Source organism: Algoriphagus sp. (assembly GCF_039969895.1).
GTDB lineage: Bacteria > Bacteroidota > Bacteroidia > Cytophagales > Cyclobacteriaceae > Algoriphagus.
The window spans coordinates 982,384-998,328 of record NZ_JBDVMZ010000012.1; the positions used below are offsets into that span (position 1 = coordinate 982,384).

Genomic DNA, 15,945 nt, shown 5'->3' on the forward strand with positions numbered 1-15,945 from the left:
TGTTGGAATAGTTCAATTTAAGGTATAATACATTCGAAAATTAGGTAAAAATTTTTATGACAAAAACTCAGGTTTATAAATTTGGAGGAGCTTCTGTGAAAGATGCGCTTGCAGTTCAAAACTTAGCTGAAATTCTCCGTAATCGATTGCGAAATAATTTTGTGATTGTGGTTTCTGCCATGGGAAAAACTACAAATCAGCTGGAAAACATCCTTTCACTTAAATTGGCTGAACAAGATTATTCTGTGAATAGTACAATTTTAAAGAATTTTCACCTCGGGATATGCAAAACACTTTTTCAAGATGAACATGTGATTTTCCCCAAAATCGAAAACTATTTCATCCTGCTCCATCATGAGCTCAACAAGCCTATCACTAAGGACAACTACGATGAGTACTACGATCGGATTATTGGTTTTGGGGAGCTTTTTTCCTCACGGATTGTAATGGAATACTTGTGCCAAGAGAAGTTGCTGATACTTTGGCAAGATGCAAGAGAGCTAATCAGTACTAGCAGTGATTTTCGATTTGCAAAGATTGATTGGGGAAAAACCAGAAGAAATTGTCAATCTCAATTGAAACCTAAACTGGAACACTTTCCGGTGTTGACTCAAGGATTTATAGGAGCGGATAGCGCTGGCAGACCTACGACACTGGGCCGGGAAGGGTCGGACTTTACCGCCGCGATTTTGGCAGCAAGTCTAGATGCAGGCTCGGTGACGATCTGGAAGGACGTACCTGGTGTTTTGAATGCTGATCCCAAGATCTTCAGCCAAACGACTCTTTTCCCAGAGCTAGATTATCAGCAGGCTGCCCAAATGACCTTCTATGGAGCTTCTGTTATTCATCCCAAGACGATAAAGCCTTTGGCAAATGGGGGGATTCCTTTGTTCGTTAAGTCTTTTCTCCACCCTGAACAACCGGGTACCAAAATCCATGCGCAGGCAAAAACAGAACCTGTGTCGTCTTTTATTTTAAAGCAGCAACAAATCCTTGTGAGCTTGAAAGTAACAGACTTCACGTTTATTGAAGAAAAACACATTCATCAGGTCTATGAGCAACTCCAAAGTTTGAAACTCAGAGTGAATATGCTTCAGACTTCTGCGATCTCTATTTCGATCGTCATAGATTCTCAGCTTTTTAAGCTGGAGCAATTACTTGAGTGTCTTCGGCAGGATTTTGAGGTTCGGTATAATGAAGGGCTGGAATTACTTACTGTGTTGCATCCGGATTTTGGCACGATTCCCGAACTTTTGGTAGGCTATGAGATCTTGCTGGAGCAAAGCACCCGAAATACTTTTCAGGCAGTTCGACGAATTAAATTTCCAAATGAGGAAAAGTCCAAAGAAGGGAATTAAGTGGATTTGGAGAAAATTGGATAGTTTAAGGATTCAAAAGCTCAATAACCTAAATCCAATCCCTTGAAAACCAGAAGAATATTTTTACAAAAGGCTAGTCTTTCCGCTCTGGCATTGGCTACTCCCACTTTCAACACACTTTCGGCTATGACAGAATCTTTTACCCTACCCACCAATGAACCACAAATCCTTCGCGTCGCTATCATGGGGCTGGGAAGCTACGGGACCAGAGTCGCCGAAGCCATTCAGAAATGTACCCGCACCAAGCTAACAGGTGTGATCAGCGGTACTCCTTCTAAAGTGGAGGATTGGAAAAAAAAGTATGATATTCCCGCTAAAAACTGCTACAACTACGAGAATTTTGATGCTGTAAAAAATAATCCTGATATCGATGCGATCTATGTCATCACTCCAAATGCCTTGCACAAAGATCAGGTGATTCGGGTGGCTAAGGCGGGGAAGCATGCAATCTGTGAAAAACCTATGGCGGTGAATGCGGAAGATGGACAAGCGATGGTAGATGCCTGCAAAGCGGCAGGAGTTCAATTGTTGATTGGATACCGGATGCACTTCGAACCCAATACGCTCGAAGTGATCCGGATGCGGAAGGCTGGTGAGTTTGGTGACATTCGATTTTTTCAGGGTCTTTGTGGCTTTGTGATCGGTGATCCTACTCAGTGGAGATTAGATCCAGTGCTTTCTGGTGGAGGAGCGATGATGGATATAGGTATTTATGCAATCAATGGAGCGCGCTATATGATCGGAGAAGAGCCAGTTTGGGTCACTGCTCAGGAGACCAAAAGCAACCCTGAGAAGTTCAAAGAAGGTATAGATGAGACCATTACATTTCAGTTTGGCTTCCCTAGTGGAGCTACAGCCTCTTGTCTGTCCACTTATTACATGAATTATCTGGATAAATTTTATCTAAATGGAAGCAAGGGTTGGGTAGAAATGAAGCCATCGACTGGCTATGGGCCGATTAAAGGAGAAACCCATAAAGGCCCTCTTAATGAGCCAATCGTGACGCATCAGACCGTTCAGATGGATGAGATGGCAGCGATTATTTTTGATGGGAAAAAGCCAGAAGTTCCGGTGAATGGCGAAGAAGGGGTGAAGGATATGAAGATTATCGATGCAATCTTCAAAGCTGTGAAAACAGGCGAAAAAGTTTCCCTCAAGCTTACCTAAAGCAAGTTTCTTTTCTGGCAAGTAATTAGGAGAATACTTTAGCTAGGTATGCTTTGGATTACTTTCATGATAAAAAATCAGAGGTGTTTTAATCTGAGCCGGAGTGATTTTCTACTTGCTTGCTTAGGTCAAAATGCTATGGAAAAATAGCTGATGACTAAACGTATAACTGATGCGTTTCTTTAATCTGAGCTAGAAAGCTATCTATGGCACCATCCAAGATGTGATAGATTTCTTCAAATCCTTCGTCTCCGCCATAGTAGGGGTCAGGTACGGGCATTCCCTGAGTTTCGGTCACAAAATCCCTCATCAAATGAATTTCCTTATCTGCGAATCCATAGCGAACTTTGAGGTTGTTCAAGCTGCGCAGGTTGTTTTCGTCCATTGCTAGAATGTATTCAAAATCCCTAAAATCTGTACGGTTTACCTGTCTGGCTCTGTGTTTTAAGGGTAGATTGTATTTGGATGCGCACTTTATCGTACGATCATCTGGTAACTCGCCGATATGAAAGTCAGATGTGCCGGCACTATCACACTTAAACCTAGTTTGTAGTTTTGCTGCATTTACCTTATTTACAAAAATAGCTTCAGCTAAAGGCGACCGGCAAATATTACCTAGACATACAAATAAAACTCTTATCATATCACTTTACCACTGATTGCAACAAACTAGCTTAAAAACAAAGGCTTTGAAAGTAGCGAATTTTAAGGGGATTTGCACCCAGCTTTTGGGATTTTTCCGGATAATATTAAAACTTGATTTTCATGAGGAGCTTCTCGGCAGAATTAAACACCACTAAAACTATTTCCTTTCAAATAGCTACTTTTGAAGAATGAAATTGATTTACAGGGTTGGGATATTTTTAGCTAGATTGCTGTTACTGCTTGCAGGCCTTTTCATACCCAAAATAAGGCATTTTTCCTCAGGTAGGAAAAATCTATTTCAGAGACTTGAGGAATTTAGGTTAAAATATCCAGGAAAATTGGCTTGGTTTCATGTAGCATCCTTAGGTGAATATGAGCAGGCTAGGCCGGTGATTGCTGAGTTGAAAAGGGTACATCCCGATTACCTCATCGCGGTAAGTTTTTTTAGCCCATCGGGCTATGATCATGTAACCAAGAAGCCTCAGCCCCAGGTGGATTTCATTACCTATTTGCCGCTGGATAGCAAGCGTCAAGCAGATAGATTCGTCAAAAGTCTAACTCCTTCGATCGCATTTTTTGTCAAATATGACTTGTGGTATCATCATATTAGGGCTGTTAAAGCGAGTCAAATTCCGCTTTTCCTATTTTCGGCCTCTTTCCGATCTGAACAGATTTATTTCAAAAGCGATGGGTTTTTTAGAAATATCCTGTTTCAGTTTGATCATATTTTCACACAAAATGAAACTACCCTTGAGCTGCTTAGATCCATCAACTATCAGCAGGTAAGTATCGCAGGAGATACCCGATTTGACCGGGTAGCTGAGACGGCAAGGAATTATAAAGAATACCCTGACTTGGCTAGGTGGTTAGGAGATAAGCCTGTAGTAGTAGCGGGATCTGTATGGCAAGAGGATATGGAGTTGCTGATTCCCCTGATGAATTCACATCCTGACTACCGATGGATCATTGCTCCTCATGATCTTAGTCCGGAACCTATGAAGCGCTGGACGGAACAGTTGAAGCTCAAAAGTACTAGGTTTTCTCAGTGGGATTCCGACGATTCTCCAGATGTGATTTTCATAGACAATATAGGAATGCTGAGTTCCTTGTACCAATTCGCCAGAGTTGCTTATGTGGGAGGAGCTTTTGGCAAAGGCCTCCATAATATTTTAGAGCCGATAGGTTTTGGGATTCCCGTCATCTTTGGCAAATTGGAGAAAGTTGCAAAATTCCCTGAGTCTGCCGTGAGTCAGGAGCGGGGATGTAGCTTCGAGGTGAAAGATGCTGATAGTTTAAAACTGGTCTTTATGAAATTGGAACAGCCAGTAGTTTATGAACAAAGTGCAGCTGCAGCTAGAAGCTGGGTAGAAGTGAATATCGGAGCTGCTGAAAGAATAATCAATAAAGTGGAGGAATTAATAGCTTAAGGATGCAAGGAAGAGTCATAAAATCCACAGGTAGCTGGTACTTGGTGCAGACAGACGGGGGAGTGGTGGCTTCGAGGTTGAAAGGTAAGTTCAAACAAGATGAGCTGAAGTTGACCAATCCTATAGCTGTAGGTGATTGGGTGGAATTGGAAAAAGAGCAAAATCAGGAGACTGCGGTTATAACGGACATTTTACCTCGTGAAAACTACGTGATCCGAAAGTCCACTCGCAAGCAGCATTTTTCACATATAATCGCTAGCAACTTAGATCAAGCGATCTTGGTGATAACGATGAAAAGTCCTCGAACTTCATTGGGTTTTATCGATAGATTCTTGGTGAGTACAGAGAGTTTTCGGATTCCAGCCATTTTGGTAGTGAACAAAATGGATCAAATGTCAGGTGAGAAAGCCGACGACTGGCTGCTGGATATTCATGAGATCTACGAGCCACTTGGCTATCACGTGATCGAAGTGTCTGCGCTGAAGGAAGAGAATCTGAAAGAGAAATTCGATTTGGTTTTGGCAGGAAAGTCAACGTTGATCTCTGGACATTCTGGTGTTGGGAAATCCACTTTACTGAATGCTTTGGTTCCCGAAGCTGCGCAAAATACCAAGGAGATTTCTGGTTTTACTTCCAAAGGAGTGCATACGACCACTTTTGCGGAGCTTTTTGCCTTAGAAAATGGAGGAGATTTGATCGATACTCCAGGAATCAAGGAGTTTGGGATTTTGGATATAGAAGACAATGAGCTTTCACACTATTTTCCAGAAATGAGAAAATACCTGGGCCAGTGCAAATACAACAATTGTCAGCACCTGAATGAGCCTGGCTGTGTAGTTTTAGAGAAATTAGAAGCCGGATATATCCACCCATATCGCTACGAAAGCTATGTAAATATCCTTAATGAGGAAGATGACTACAGATAAGACTTGGGCTTGACTTTGAATCCAAGCAGAATTGGCCTAATTTTCATTTTTAAATAAAATCATGAGCGAAGTACTCAATCATAAGCAGATAAAGAAGAAAATCACCCGAATGGTCTATGAGATTTATGAGAGGAATCTCAACTCAAAAGGAGTAGTGTTTGCGGGAATTTCTGGCATGGGAGGAATCTTGGCTGACCTACTATCCGCCGAACTGAAAGCAATTTCACCTCTATCGATCGAGCAAACTGAAGTGGTCTTGGACAAAGCACATGTGGCTTCCGCCGAGGTAAAGCTAACCCAGGATATAGATTTGCAAGGCAAAACCTTGATCCTTGTCGATGATGTGCTCAACACTGGCAAAACTTTGGTCTATGCCATGAAGCCATTTTTGGACGAGGAGCTTTATAAAATGGAAATTGCCGTGCTAGTCAATCGTAGCCACGGTCTTTTTCCTATTCGTCCTGATTATACAGGATTTGAACTTTCAACTACACTTAATGAGCACATCAAAGTAGATTTCTCAGGAGAAAACTACTTCGTTCACCTACATTAATACTATGTCTGTACACTCGTCTGCCAACGTCAAACGAATCACCACGCACATTCTGCAGGAAATGAAAGATCGTGGAGAGAAGATCTCCATGCTTACAGCCTACGATTTCTCGATGGCCAAAATAGTGGATGCTGCCGGGATCGACATTATTCTTGTTGGCGATTCCGCTTCCAATGTCATGGCGGGCCACGAGACTACGTTGCCGATCACCTTAGATCAGATGATTTATCATGCTTCATCCGTAGTGAGAGCAGTGAGTAGATCATTTGTAGTCGTGGATATACCTTTTGGGAGCTACCAGGGCAATAGCTCTGAGGCGCTTCGCTCTACTATCCGGATCATGAAAGAGTCTGGAGCGCATGCAGTGAAAGTAGAAGGAGGATCTGAGATCAAAGAATCTGTTGTTAGAATTCTAAGCGCAGGAGTTCCTGTAATGGGGCATTTGGGATTGACTCCTCAGTCGATTTATAAGTTTGGAACTTATACCGTTCGGGCAAAAGAGGAAGCAGAAGCTACGAAGCTTTTGGAAGATGCTAAGCTTCTGGAAGAGTTAGGATGCTTTGCGATCGTGGTAGAAAAAATCCCGGCAGATCTTGCCCAAAGAGTAGCTGAGACAGTCGCTATTCCTGTCATTGGCATTGGTGCCGGAGGAGGAGTAGATGGGCAGGTCTTGGTCATGCATGATATGCTAGGTATTACTCAGGAGTTCAAACCGAGATTTTTGAGACAATATGCAGATCTGGAAGGAATTATGATGGAAGCATTCGGGCAATACATCAAAGATGTGAAGAGTAAGGACTTTCCGAATGAGAAGGAGAGTTATTAACTAAAAAGGGGGTTTTTCAGTGAAGAAAAACCCCTTTTTAGTTAGGTTTTATTAGTCTTTGATGAGTGCCTTAAAGTTGTCTAACCCACTTCCTATCATCTCCATCATTGAGCCTTTGGCTGCGCTGACATATTTATCATGATCACAGGATACATAGTGTGAGGCAAGTGTCATTTCTCCACCAGAAACCATGACGAGTTGAGGATAATCGGTTTTAGTAAACGAAGCAACTTCAGCTGAGGTGACCTCTACTAATTTGTCTGTTTCAAAAATTTCTCCGAAATAAACATCTCTTTTCAATCCTGTAGAAGAATCAAACAAAGGAGAGCTGGCCATGTAACCTGCGACAAATCGAACACGAGATTGTAATTGAGAAGTGGTTGGTGACTGGGTAAATCCTTTTGCGAATTTTCCAAGACTCATTTGTTCATTGTCCGCTGTACCTACGGCTGCTGCCAATCTTAAATTAATATCCGCCTTCACTTTAGAGGAAGCATAATTTGCAAAGCTTGTAGAGCTGGCATCCAAGTTTACGAAGGGAAATACGAAAGTAGCTTCTGCCACATAGGCGTCTCCTAGATCTTTGGAAAGCTTAGAGCTGGTGTCTGTGAAAGTCCCTTTTTCTCTGCCGTCATTAGAGACCCCCTTAACCCAGTACTCATATCCATTAGGAGTGACCATGACATAGCCTGTGGCCTGATCAGTTGAGGAGGCGCCACCTTTTAACTTGGTATAGCCAGCATAATACTCAGTCTTTCCAGCCTCTTCAGCAGTGATGATTTCAAAGCCATCTGCTTCGAGTTGAGCTACAAAATCTGCGTATGCTTCATCGACTATTTTTTGAAAATCAGGAACATCCACCCCGCTAAGCTGAACCCCCATGCTGGTTTTAGTTCCGGAGATGGTAGTGCTTCTATTAGCTCGTTCATTTTTGGATGACGCAGTGCTCGCAGAGGCTTCTTCATACACTTCGAATAACGCGCGGAATTTTTGAATATAGACTCGCTTTGGTGATTTGGAAGATTGCTTATTTCTATGGAAAGCTCCCACATCATAATCTTTGGAAGAGATGTAAGGGTCCGCAGGTTGGAAGATACCTAGTAGGAAAAATCCGATCAATAGTAGTGTAGATTTCATAGCATGTTGAGTTATAAATTTATATGCCTAAAGGTCTCTGTTACAGCGGATTTTTAGAATACGTCAAACGCCCTATACTTATGTTTTGGTAGTGATTTGAAATAAAAAATGCCTTGCTAAGGATAGATTTAGCAAGGCATTTCTCTTTAAAAAGGTGGACTAAACAGTTTTTTTACTTGTAGCCATATCCTTCAGTCTAAGCTTAAAATCACTCAACACATTCATGTAATTGATGAAGGCATCGTACGGAGAATCGTAGGGGCTGAAGTAAGAGTGAATATCTCCATCAGAAAAGAATTTTGTACACATATAATAGAAGTGATCTGATGTCTGGAGATAGATCCAGTCTCGTTTTACATCAGGGTCATCACAGTTTTTGACCAATGATTCTAGCGCATACAGCTTATCGAAAGCTTCATCTTGAAGGTCATTGCCAAGCCAAGCTGTCAAATCTCGTTCTTCATCCGCCCAAGAGATTGGGATGGGGACGTGGATTTTTCCAACAGCTTTTGCATTGGCGACTACTTCGGATGGGGTAGAAAACCGAAAATTAGTCTGGGATAGTACGGCTTCAGGAAGGTGTCTCATAAAATCGAAAATCCCAGTTTCTGCCCATTGATGCTCGCCGAAAGTCTCATAATCCATAAATAGATTGATCACTTCCTCCTCCTTTGGAACAGCAGAAATCCAATTGACAAATTTATCTGTCGTCAGCGGGTAATCTGCCCATGTTTTATTTCCAAACCTGAAAGCAATATCATCACTTAGCTGGAAGTTTTTCAAAAGCACTTTGAGGTTAGGGTCTATGCTATTGGTGTACATGTAATTAGGGCTTTTCCATCCCAAGATGTGCTTTGCACCTTCGGTCAGGGTGGCTTCGTAGCCCATTTCAGCGATCACAGCTCCAATCTCATCGGAATAGATTAACTCAGTGTTTCGAAACACTTTAGGCGTATAACCATTGAATAGCTCTTGTATTTTTTTGGTATGCCTAGATACTGTAGCCTTAAATGCCTCTTTGCTTTTCAGAGAAACTAAAGAATGTCCATAAGTTTCATCCAGCAGTTCCACGTGACCCGTTGCCACTAATTTCTGGAAGCTTTCTAACACATCGGGAGCATAGGCTTGCATCTGATCGAGAAATACTCCTGACATGGAAAAACTCACCTTAAAAGCCCCATTGTACTTGTGAATAAGTTCTAGCAAAAGCGCATTCATAGGTAGGTAGCACTTATGAGCCACTTTGCGGATGATGCTTTTGTTAGAAAAATCATCCCAATAGTGGTGATCCTCGCCAATGTCGAAAAATCTATATGGCTTCAAACGGAATGGCTGATGTACTTGGAAATAAAAACAGATGGTTCTCATAGTTTCTTTGCTAAAACGTTTTCATAGACTGTGACAAGTTTGGCAGCCACATGCTCCCATTTTAATTTCTTTAATTCTTCCGTACCCAGTTCCCTAAACATTTTGGAAATCCCCTCATAATGGAGCAAAGCAAAAGTGGCGTCTGCCATAGCGTCTATATCCCAAAAATCTACTTTGATAGCATTGTCAAGTACTTCTGCTACTCCAGATTGCTTGGAGATAATTACGGGCGTATTGTGTCTCACTGCTTCCAAAGGAGAAATGCCGAAAGGCTCCGATACGGATGGCATGACATATACGTCTGAAATGGCGTACATGTGATCTACGTCATCCCCTTTGAGAAAGCCAGTAAAGTGGAATTTGTCAGCCATTCTGAGTTCAGCTACTCGATCGATCATCCGGTTCAGTAGGTCTCCATTGCCCGCCATCACGAATCGCACATTTGGATCCCTGTCCAGTACCTTCTTTGCAGCTTCTACAAAGTACTCTGGGCCTTTTTGGAAGGTAATTCTTCCTAGGAAGGTGACTATTTTTTCAGGCACCATTTTATTGTAAGAAGATTTAATGATGGAAGCATCGAGTACAGCGTTATGCAACACGCTGACTTTGTGTGCCGGGACTCCATACTTCTTGATGATCGTATTCTTAGTAAGCTGGCTTACAGCACACACGTGATCTGCCGCATGCATTCCCGCTCGTTCTATGTCATAGACAGGCTTATTTACAGATTCACCAGACCTATCGTATTCAGTGGCGTGGACATGGGCTACTAACGGTTTTCCACTAATCTCTTTGGCAGCGATCCCGGCTGGGAACGAAAGCCAATCGTGGGCATGGATGATCTCAAAATCATCTCGGTCTCTAGCTATTTGGGCGCCTGTAAGGGCATAGCGGGATACTTCCTCCATGAGGTTTTTACCGTATTTTCCGCTGAACTCATATTTACTGGAGAAAATACTCTCATCTACATCTGTTCGATCGTGGATGGCGTAATCAGTGAATTTCTGATATTCTTCAGGGCCTAGATAAGGAACTAAAAAGCTACTTACCTCGAGGTAGGTGAGGTTTTTCCAAATCGATTTGAATTTCCTTTCTTTATAATCAATCGTCACATCACTGGCGTTTACAAAATCCGCCATCGGCTCCTCGTCTCCCCAAAGTTTCGGTACTACAAAGATAATTTCCTGATTGTGATGGACCATTCCTTTCACCAACCCATAACAGGCGGTGCCCAATCCTCCGGAAATATGAGGTGGAAATTCCCACCCAAACATTAGTACCTTCATGGTTTCTTAATTATTTTTTTTGACCAAATCCATCATTCTGAGCAATTCAGCTACGCTCCAAGCTTGAGACACTGCTCCTTTTGATCTGTGGGGAGGATCTCCGTCATATATCTCAGCTACCGTACCTATGCCATATTGAGTCATCACTTCATCGAAGCCCTTAATCAACTTGTTGACCAAACTCAGCCCTGATTTACCATGAATTTTCAAATACCCCTCAACAAAATGACCCAATGGCCACACCCAAACCGTTCCGTTGTGGTATGCCTCATCTCTACTGATCTGGTCTCCAAAGTAGTATCCTTTGTATGCTGGATCATCAGGGGAAAGTGATCTCAAACCTCTCGTTGTAAGTAGTTTGGATTTGACCGTTTCTAAAATAGAATCATTTTGTACTTCGTCTAGCATAGTGTATGGCAAAGAGGTAGCAAATACCATGTTACATCTGATATCCCAGTTTTTTTCTTCACCATTAATATAGTCAGCCAAATAGCCATGCTCCTCTGACCAGAACTCTGCTGCAAATGTCTCTTTGGTTTTAGCTGCCATCGCTGCGATCTCTTCATCTCCGGTCAGCTCATGATAGAAGCACAAGGCATTGTACCAAAGTGCCTGAATCTCCACTGGACAGCCGATTCTTGGCGTGACAGGACCATCAGGTGTCACAGCGTCCATCCATGTAAGGGCTTTGCCTTCTTCTCCACCATACACCAATCCGTTTTCTTGGACATGGATATTGAAGTCAGTCCCGTTTTTAAAACCATCAATGATCCCTTTCATTTTGTCTAGATATCGTTTTTTGATGGTTTTGGAATCCTGAGTATAAAGGATGTATTGCTGCATGGCCCAGAAATACCAGAGCGGTGCATCAATTGAATTCATATTGAAATTCACACCGCTTCCGACATTGGGGAATAATGGGCCTTGCAGATCTTTGGACATGGTATCCATGACCGCTAGAAAAGTTTTGTAATCTCCTGTGGGCAAAGTCAGGCCTGGTAAGGATACGAAAGTATCTCTTCCCCACCAGCCAAACCATGGGTATCCGGCGATGACTCTGGTGTCTCCATCCCGAAGCCTGATGAATTGTCCAGCTGAGTTTTTGAGGCAGTTTTCAAAATTATTTCTAGGGATTCTACGCTCTATTTCTTTTTGAAAAGCTGACTGTCTGGTCTTTGGATCTGCTTCTGTCAATCCTGCTGAGAAAATCACAGATTCCCCCTTTTCAATTGAAAATTCAAAATATCCAGGCACGAAAAGATCTTCTTGGTAGTCGTACCCTCTTTCTCGCTCTAGGATATACTCCACATTTCTAAACCAATCTGGTTTATATACAAATTCAGCTTTTTTGGAAATCTGCAAATAAAGTGGATCATACACATCATAGAGCTGAAATGATGCACCATTTGGCACTTTTTTGAAATCTTTATTTATGTCTCCATTTTCTTTGCTAAGCGAATGATATCCTCTGAATGCTAGAAATGGGGAAATCCGAAGTGTGGTGGGAGAATGGGCTTCCAGTAGCGTGTAGCGAAGCATCACCCGGTCTCTGTTCGTGTCCAGAATCATTTCCTTCTGCAAAAGGACCCCACCTACACGATAGGTTAATTTTGGAATAGGTTCTGAGTCAAAATCCTTCAAGTATTTGTGTCCTCGAGGCGAATAGTTGCCAGGATATTTACTGATACCTAAGTTGAAACTTGCCCCATGCTGAATGACAGTTTCGTGTACAGTCGATAACAGGACGTGGTTTTCGGTGTTAATTTGGGGTTGGGGAACTACGAGAAGTCCATGGTATTTCCGAGTATTGCAACCAATGATAGTGGTGCTGGTATAGGTCCCCGAACGGTTAGTTCGGATGATCTCCCGGTCCAGGGAATAGTTTAAGTTGATAAGCTGGGCTTTATCGAAGTGTATATAACTCATGTCCAAAATTTCTATGTTGCTAAAAATAGAATTTTGCACGGACAAGAAAAACGAAACACTAAAAAATAAAGGTTATGATTTCATAACCTTTTGTTTTTGATTAACTAATTAAGAATGTATCGCTTCCTTTTGAATTTCTTCGAAATTTCTTAGCGATTCTTCAAACTTAATCAGGTAACATCTTGCCATCTGAAGGTTGATAGGCTTTACCTGTGGGAATTTTGGCGAAGTTTTGAACAAAGTAAACATCTGAAGTTGGTTTAGTTCTGAAAGCGTTTTTATCAAATGCTATGCCAATAGAGGCTCTATAAATAACAAAGCCCCTCACAAGGAGGGGCTTTAGGGTGAAAGACCGGGTTCGAACCGGCGACCTCTGGATCCACAAACCAGCGCTCTAACCAGCTGAGCTACAATCACCATTTAATCACCTGGACTGGTTTCTTCCAAATGGTCTGCAAAAGTAATAATTCACTCTACTCTTTGCAAGAGCCAGTTTAAAAATTTCCTGAAAATTTCAAACGATCACCTTTTTTCTCCTCATGGAATGTCCCGTTTTCGTACGCCAAATGTCCAGAAACGACTGTATGTGTGACTTTTGACTGGAAAGTATGTCCTTCGAAAGGAGACCAGCCACATTTAGATAAAATATTTTCTTTTGTAACCTTCCATGGATCATTTAAGTCCACTAGCACCAAATCTGCATAATATCCCTCTCTGATGAAGCCTCTTTTCTCCATACGGAATAAAGTTGCCACGTTGTGCGAAGTCTTTAGTGCAATCTTCTCCAAGCTGATTTTGCCCTGATGATAGAAATCAAGCATGGCTACTAAGCTGTGCTGATTGAGTGGTCCGCCGGATGGAGCTTTAGTGTAATTCTGTGCTTTTTCTTCCAGGGTGTGTGGAGCATGATCAGTGGCAACTACATCGATCCTGCCGTCCAGCATGGCAGCGAAAATTGCATCACGGTCGGTGGCTGTTTTGACAGCTGGATTCCATTTGATCAGGGTTCCTTTGGTTTCATAATCTTCCTCAGCGAACCACATGTGATGGATACAGGCTTCAGAAGTGATTTTTTTCTCTTCGAGAGGAATTTCGTTGGTGAAAAGCTCCAATTCCTTCGCTGTACTGATATGAAGAATGTGAAGTCTAGTACCATGTTTTTTTGCCATGGCCACAGCTCGGCTGGATGCATCATAGCAAGCTTCCTCAGATCTGATTTTTGGGTGAAATTTCACGGGGATGTCATCGCCGTAAATCGCTTTATACTCATCAAAGTTAGCTTTTATGATGTCGTCATTTTCTGAGTGAATCGCGATAATTGCTTTGCATTCCTTGAAAATTCCTTCCAGCGACTCAATATTATCCACCACCATATTTCCAGTAGAAGAGCCTTGGAAAATTTTCAATCCGCAGACCTCCCTGAAATCTACACTTAGTATCTCATCCAGATTATTATTGGTAGCTCCCATGAAAAATGAATAGTTGGCTAACGACACCTCTGAAGCCCTACTGTATTTCTGTTCTAGCAATTCTACAGTAGTTGCTTGAGGGATCGTATTTGGCATTTCCATATAGGAAGTGGTGCCGCCAGCCACTCCGGCTTTTGCTTCGGTATAGATTTCAGCTTTATGCGTCAGCCCTGGCTCTCGGAAGTGTACCTGATCGTCTATTAGCCCTGGGAAAAGATGTTTTCCCGTGCCGTCAATATGAATATCAGCTGTTTCTCCGCTGAGGTCTTCCCCCAGTTTTGAGATTCTTCCATGCTCGACTAATACATCGCCCGGACTTATCCGGCCTTCATTGACTATATTTGCACCGGTGATCAGAATACTTTTCATCTTTATTCCTTTTAGGATTTTCTTTATTCAACCAAAATTAACGAATCATGAGCAATGAGGCCTCAACTTTTGAAGCATTTAAGCTAAATCGACAGCTATTAAATGCCGTGGCGGACGCTGGATATGTTCATCCTACCCCTATTCAGGAGAAAGCCATACCGCTTGCTCTAGCTGGCCATGATGTGCTGGGCATTGCTCAGACGGGTACTGGGAAGACAGCGGCTTTTGTTTTGCCGGTGCTCATGAAGGTGAAATATGCCCAAGGCGATCATGCTCGTGCGGTGATTTTGGCTCCCACCCGGGAATTGGTTATGCAGATCGAAGAAGTGGTGGTTCAAATGTCTGCGAATACTGACCTGAGAATGGTTGCGCTTTATGGAGGTTTGGGGCCAAAGACACAGATAGAAATACTTGAAAAGGGTGTTGATATCATCGTCTCTACTCCTGGAAGATTCTTGGATATCTATAGAAAAGGAAAAATCCTGACTAAGGAAATCAAAACCATGGTGCTCGATGAAGCTGACAAAATGATGGATATGGGCTTTATGCCTCAGATTCGATCGATTTTGGAAATCATCCCAAGAAAGCGACAGAACCTACTTTTCTCCGCAACTTTCGGAGAAAGAATTGACCGCTTTGCAGCTGAGTTTTTAGAATTTCCAGAACGAGTAGAAGTTACCCCTCAGGCTACTACAGCTGAGACAATTGGTCAAGTCAAATACTTAGTTCCAAATATTAAGACCAAACTTAGTCTTCTTGCTCACCTTTTTAAAAATGAAGAAATCAATAGGGCTATCATTTTTACCAGATCAAGAAGAAATGCAGAAGAGGTTTTTGCATTCCTAAGTCATCGTAGTTATGGTGAAGTTCGTGTGATCCATGCCAATAAAGGCCAGAATACGAGAATCAATTCTATAGAAGATTTCAAAGGTGGAGAGGTACGGATCTTGGTAGCGACGGATGTTGCTTCCCGTGGACTGGATGTCACGATGGTTTCACATGTAGTGAACTTTGATGTTCCGCTGATCTATGAAGATTATGTGCATAGAATCGGTAGAACTGGTCGTGCAGAGAATGAAGGTAAGGCTATCAGCTTTGTGAATCCTGCTGAGGAATACCACTTCGATAAGATAGAGCAAATCATACGAATGAAAGTGGAGGAAGTCCCAATTCCAGATGAAGTCGATGTGACAGTCACGCCTTTTGAGGAGAAACAGGCTTATGCGCGTGAATTGGATCGCCTGCTGCAAAGAGATAATCCTGATTATAAGGGCGCTTTTCATGAAAAGAAGGACTTTAAAAAGGCAAATCCGCACTTAGAGGCAAAGGAGAAAGAGAAAAAGCGTGGCAATAAGAACTCAAAAGCCAAGACCAACAGAAATCAGCTGAAGACCAAGCATCAGAAGAATAAGGGAAAGTAGTTTTTAGTTAATTTTCCGTAAAATCAATCATTAACTAGTTGGTGAT

Annotated in this window: 13 protein-coding genes and 1 tRNA gene; 7 read left to right on the forward strand and 7 right to left on the reverse strand. The window is 42.2% G+C overall.

Features of this window, described 5'->3' with window-relative positions; translation table 11 throughout:
* Positions 1-56: 56 nt before the first annotated feature.
* On the forward strand, positions 57-1,358 hold the full coding sequence (locus ABJH64_RS10390) for an aspartate kinase (RefSeq protein WP_348276491.1): 1,302 nt from the start codon (positions 57-59) through the stop codon (positions 1,356-1,358).
* Between the two features lie 63 nt (positions 1,359-1,421).
* Positions 1,422-2,546, forward strand: coding sequence for a Gfo/Idh/MocA family oxidoreductase (locus ABJH64_RS10395; RefSeq protein ID WP_348276492.1), 1,125 nt, complete (start codon positions 1,422-1,424; stop codon positions 2,544-2,546).
* Between the two features lie 157 nt (positions 2,547-2,703).
* Here the strand turns inward: ABJH64_RS10395 and ABJH64_RS10400 are convergent, their stop codons facing one another.
* On the reverse strand, positions 2,704-3,189 hold the full coding sequence (locus tag ABJH64_RS10400) for a low molecular weight protein-tyrosine-phosphatase (protein WP_348276493.1): 486 nt from the start codon (positions 3,187-3,189) through the stop codon (positions 2,704-2,706).
* A 190-nt stretch (positions 3,190-3,379) separates the two neighbouring features.
* Between ABJH64_RS10400 and ABJH64_RS10405 the strand changes: the two genes are divergently transcribed.
* The 4 genes from ABJH64_RS10405 (at position 3,380) to panB (ending at position 6,923) form a co-directional block, all read left to right on the forward strand.
* Positions 3,380-4,618, forward strand: coding sequence for a glycosyltransferase N-terminal domain-containing protein (locus tag ABJH64_RS10405; protein ID WP_348276494.1), 1,239 nt, complete (start codon positions 3,380-3,382; stop codon positions 4,616-4,618).
* Between the two features lie 2 nt (positions 4,619-4,620).
* The gene (rsgA, locus tag ABJH64_RS10410) at positions 4,621-5,544 is read left to right on the forward strand and encodes a ribosome small subunit-dependent GTPase A (protein WP_348276495.1); all 924 of its coding nucleotides are present in this window, start codon (positions 4,621-4,623) and stop codon (positions 5,542-5,544) included.
* Between the two features lie 61 nt (positions 5,545-5,605).
* Positions 5,606-6,097 (forward strand): phosphoribosyltransferase family protein, encoded by a 492-nt coding sequence (locus tag ABJH64_RS10415; RefSeq protein WP_348276496.1) that lies wholly within the window; start codon positions 5,606-5,608, stop codon positions 6,095-6,097.
* Between the two features lie 4 nt (positions 6,098-6,101).
* The gene (panB, locus tag ABJH64_RS10420) at positions 6,102-6,923 is read left to right on the forward strand and encodes a 3-methyl-2-oxobutanoate hydroxymethyltransferase (RefSeq protein ID WP_348299650.1); all 822 of its coding nucleotides are present in this window, start codon (positions 6,102-6,104) and stop codon (positions 6,921-6,923) included.
* Positions 6,924-6,974: 51 nt separating this feature from the next.
* Here the strand turns inward: panB and ABJH64_RS10425 are convergent, their stop codons facing one another.
* From ABJH64_RS10425 to ABJH64_RS10450, 6 genes are all read right to left on the reverse strand, one after another.
* Positions 6,975-8,060 carry a hypothetical protein gene (locus ABJH64_RS10425; protein ID WP_348274837.1) on the reverse strand — a complete coding sequence of 362 codons (1,086 nt, stop codon included), beginning with the start codon at positions 8,058-8,060 and terminating at the stop codon, positions 6,975-6,977.
* Between the two features lie 159 nt (positions 8,061-8,219).
* Positions 8,220-9,428, reverse strand: a complete 1,209-nt coding sequence (locus ABJH64_RS10430) for a glycoside hydrolase family 57 protein (protein WP_348274838.1) — start codon at positions 9,426-9,428, stop codon at positions 8,220-8,222.
* A complete protein-coding gene (locus ABJH64_RS10435) occupies positions 9,425-10,714 on the reverse strand; it encodes a glycosyltransferase family 4 protein (protein WP_348274839.1) in 1,290 nt (429 codons plus the stop codon). The genes ABJH64_RS10430 and ABJH64_RS10435 overlap by 4 nt, the downstream gene beginning before the upstream one ends.
* A gap of 6 nt (positions 10,715-10,720) precedes the next feature.
* Positions 10,721-12,640, reverse strand: coding sequence for an amylo-alpha-1,6-glucosidase (locus tag ABJH64_RS10440; protein WP_348274840.1), 1,920 nt, complete (start codon positions 12,638-12,640; stop codon positions 10,721-10,723).
* Positions 12,641-12,982: 342 nt separating this feature from the next.
* Positions 12,983-13,058 (reverse strand) — tRNA-His (locus tag ABJH64_RS10445).
* A gap of 76 nt (positions 13,059-13,134) precedes the next feature.
* Positions 13,135-14,478, reverse strand: a complete 1,344-nt coding sequence (locus tag ABJH64_RS10450; protein WP_348274841.1) for a dihydroorotase — start codon at positions 14,476-14,478, stop codon at positions 13,135-13,137.
* Positions 14,479-14,525: 47 nt separating this feature from the next.
* Here ABJH64_RS10450 and ABJH64_RS10455 point away from each other — a divergent pair, with 47 nt between their 5' ends.
* A complete protein-coding gene (locus ABJH64_RS10455; RefSeq protein WP_348274842.1) occupies positions 14,526-15,899 on the forward strand; it encodes a DEAD/DEAH box helicase in 1,374 nt (457 codons plus the stop codon).
* The last annotated feature ends 46 nt before the right edge of the window (positions 15,900-15,945 follow it).

Bases quoted from the DNA above. Each gene is read 5' to 3' on its own strand.
- ABJH64_RS10450 (WP_348274841.1), bottom strand. From the start codon at position 14,478: ATGAAAAGTATTCTGATCACCGGTGCAAATATAGTCAATGAAGGCCGG.
- ABJH64_RS10455 (WP_348274842.1), top strand. From the start codon at position 14,526: ATGAGCAATGAGGCCTCAACTTTTGAAGCATTTAAGCTAAATCGACAG.
- ABJH64_RS10405 (WP_348276494.1), top strand. From the start codon at position 3,380: ATGAAATTGATTTACAGGGTTGGGATATTTTTAGCTAGATTGCTGTTA.
- ABJH64_RS10390 (WP_348276491.1), top strand. From the start codon at position 57: ATGACAAAAACTCAGGTTTATAAATTTGGAGGAGCTTCTGTGAAAGAT.
- ABJH64_RS10425 (WP_348274837.1), bottom strand. From the start codon at position 8,060: ATGAAATCTACACTACTATTGATCGGATTTTTCCTACTAGGTATCTTC.
- rsgA (WP_348276495.1), top strand. From the start codon at position 4,621: ATGCAAGGAAGAGTCATAAAATCCACAGGTAGCTGGTACTTGGTGCAG.
- ABJH64_RS10435 (WP_348274839.1), bottom strand. From the start codon at position 10,714: ATGAAGGTACTAATGTTTGGGTGGGAATTTCCACCTCATATTTCCGGA.
- ABJH64_RS10415 (WP_348276496.1), top strand. From the start codon at position 5,606: ATGAGCGAAGTACTCAATCATAAGCAGATAAAGAAGAAAATCACCCGA.
- ABJH64_RS10400 (WP_348276493.1), bottom strand. From the start codon at position 3,189: ATGATAAGAGTTTTATTTGTATGTCTAGGTAATATTTGCCGGTCGCCT.
- ABJH64_RS10440 (WP_348274840.1), bottom strand. From the start codon at position 12,640: ATGAGTTATATACACTTCGATAAAGCCCAGCTTATCAACTTAAACTAT.
- ABJH64_RS10430 (WP_348274838.1), bottom strand. From the start codon at position 9,428: ATGAGAACCATCTGTTTTTATTTCCAAGTACATCAGCCATTCCGTTTG.
- panB (WP_348299650.1), top strand. From the start codon at position 6,102: ATGTCTGTACACTCGTCTGCCAACGTCAAACGAATCACCACGCACATT.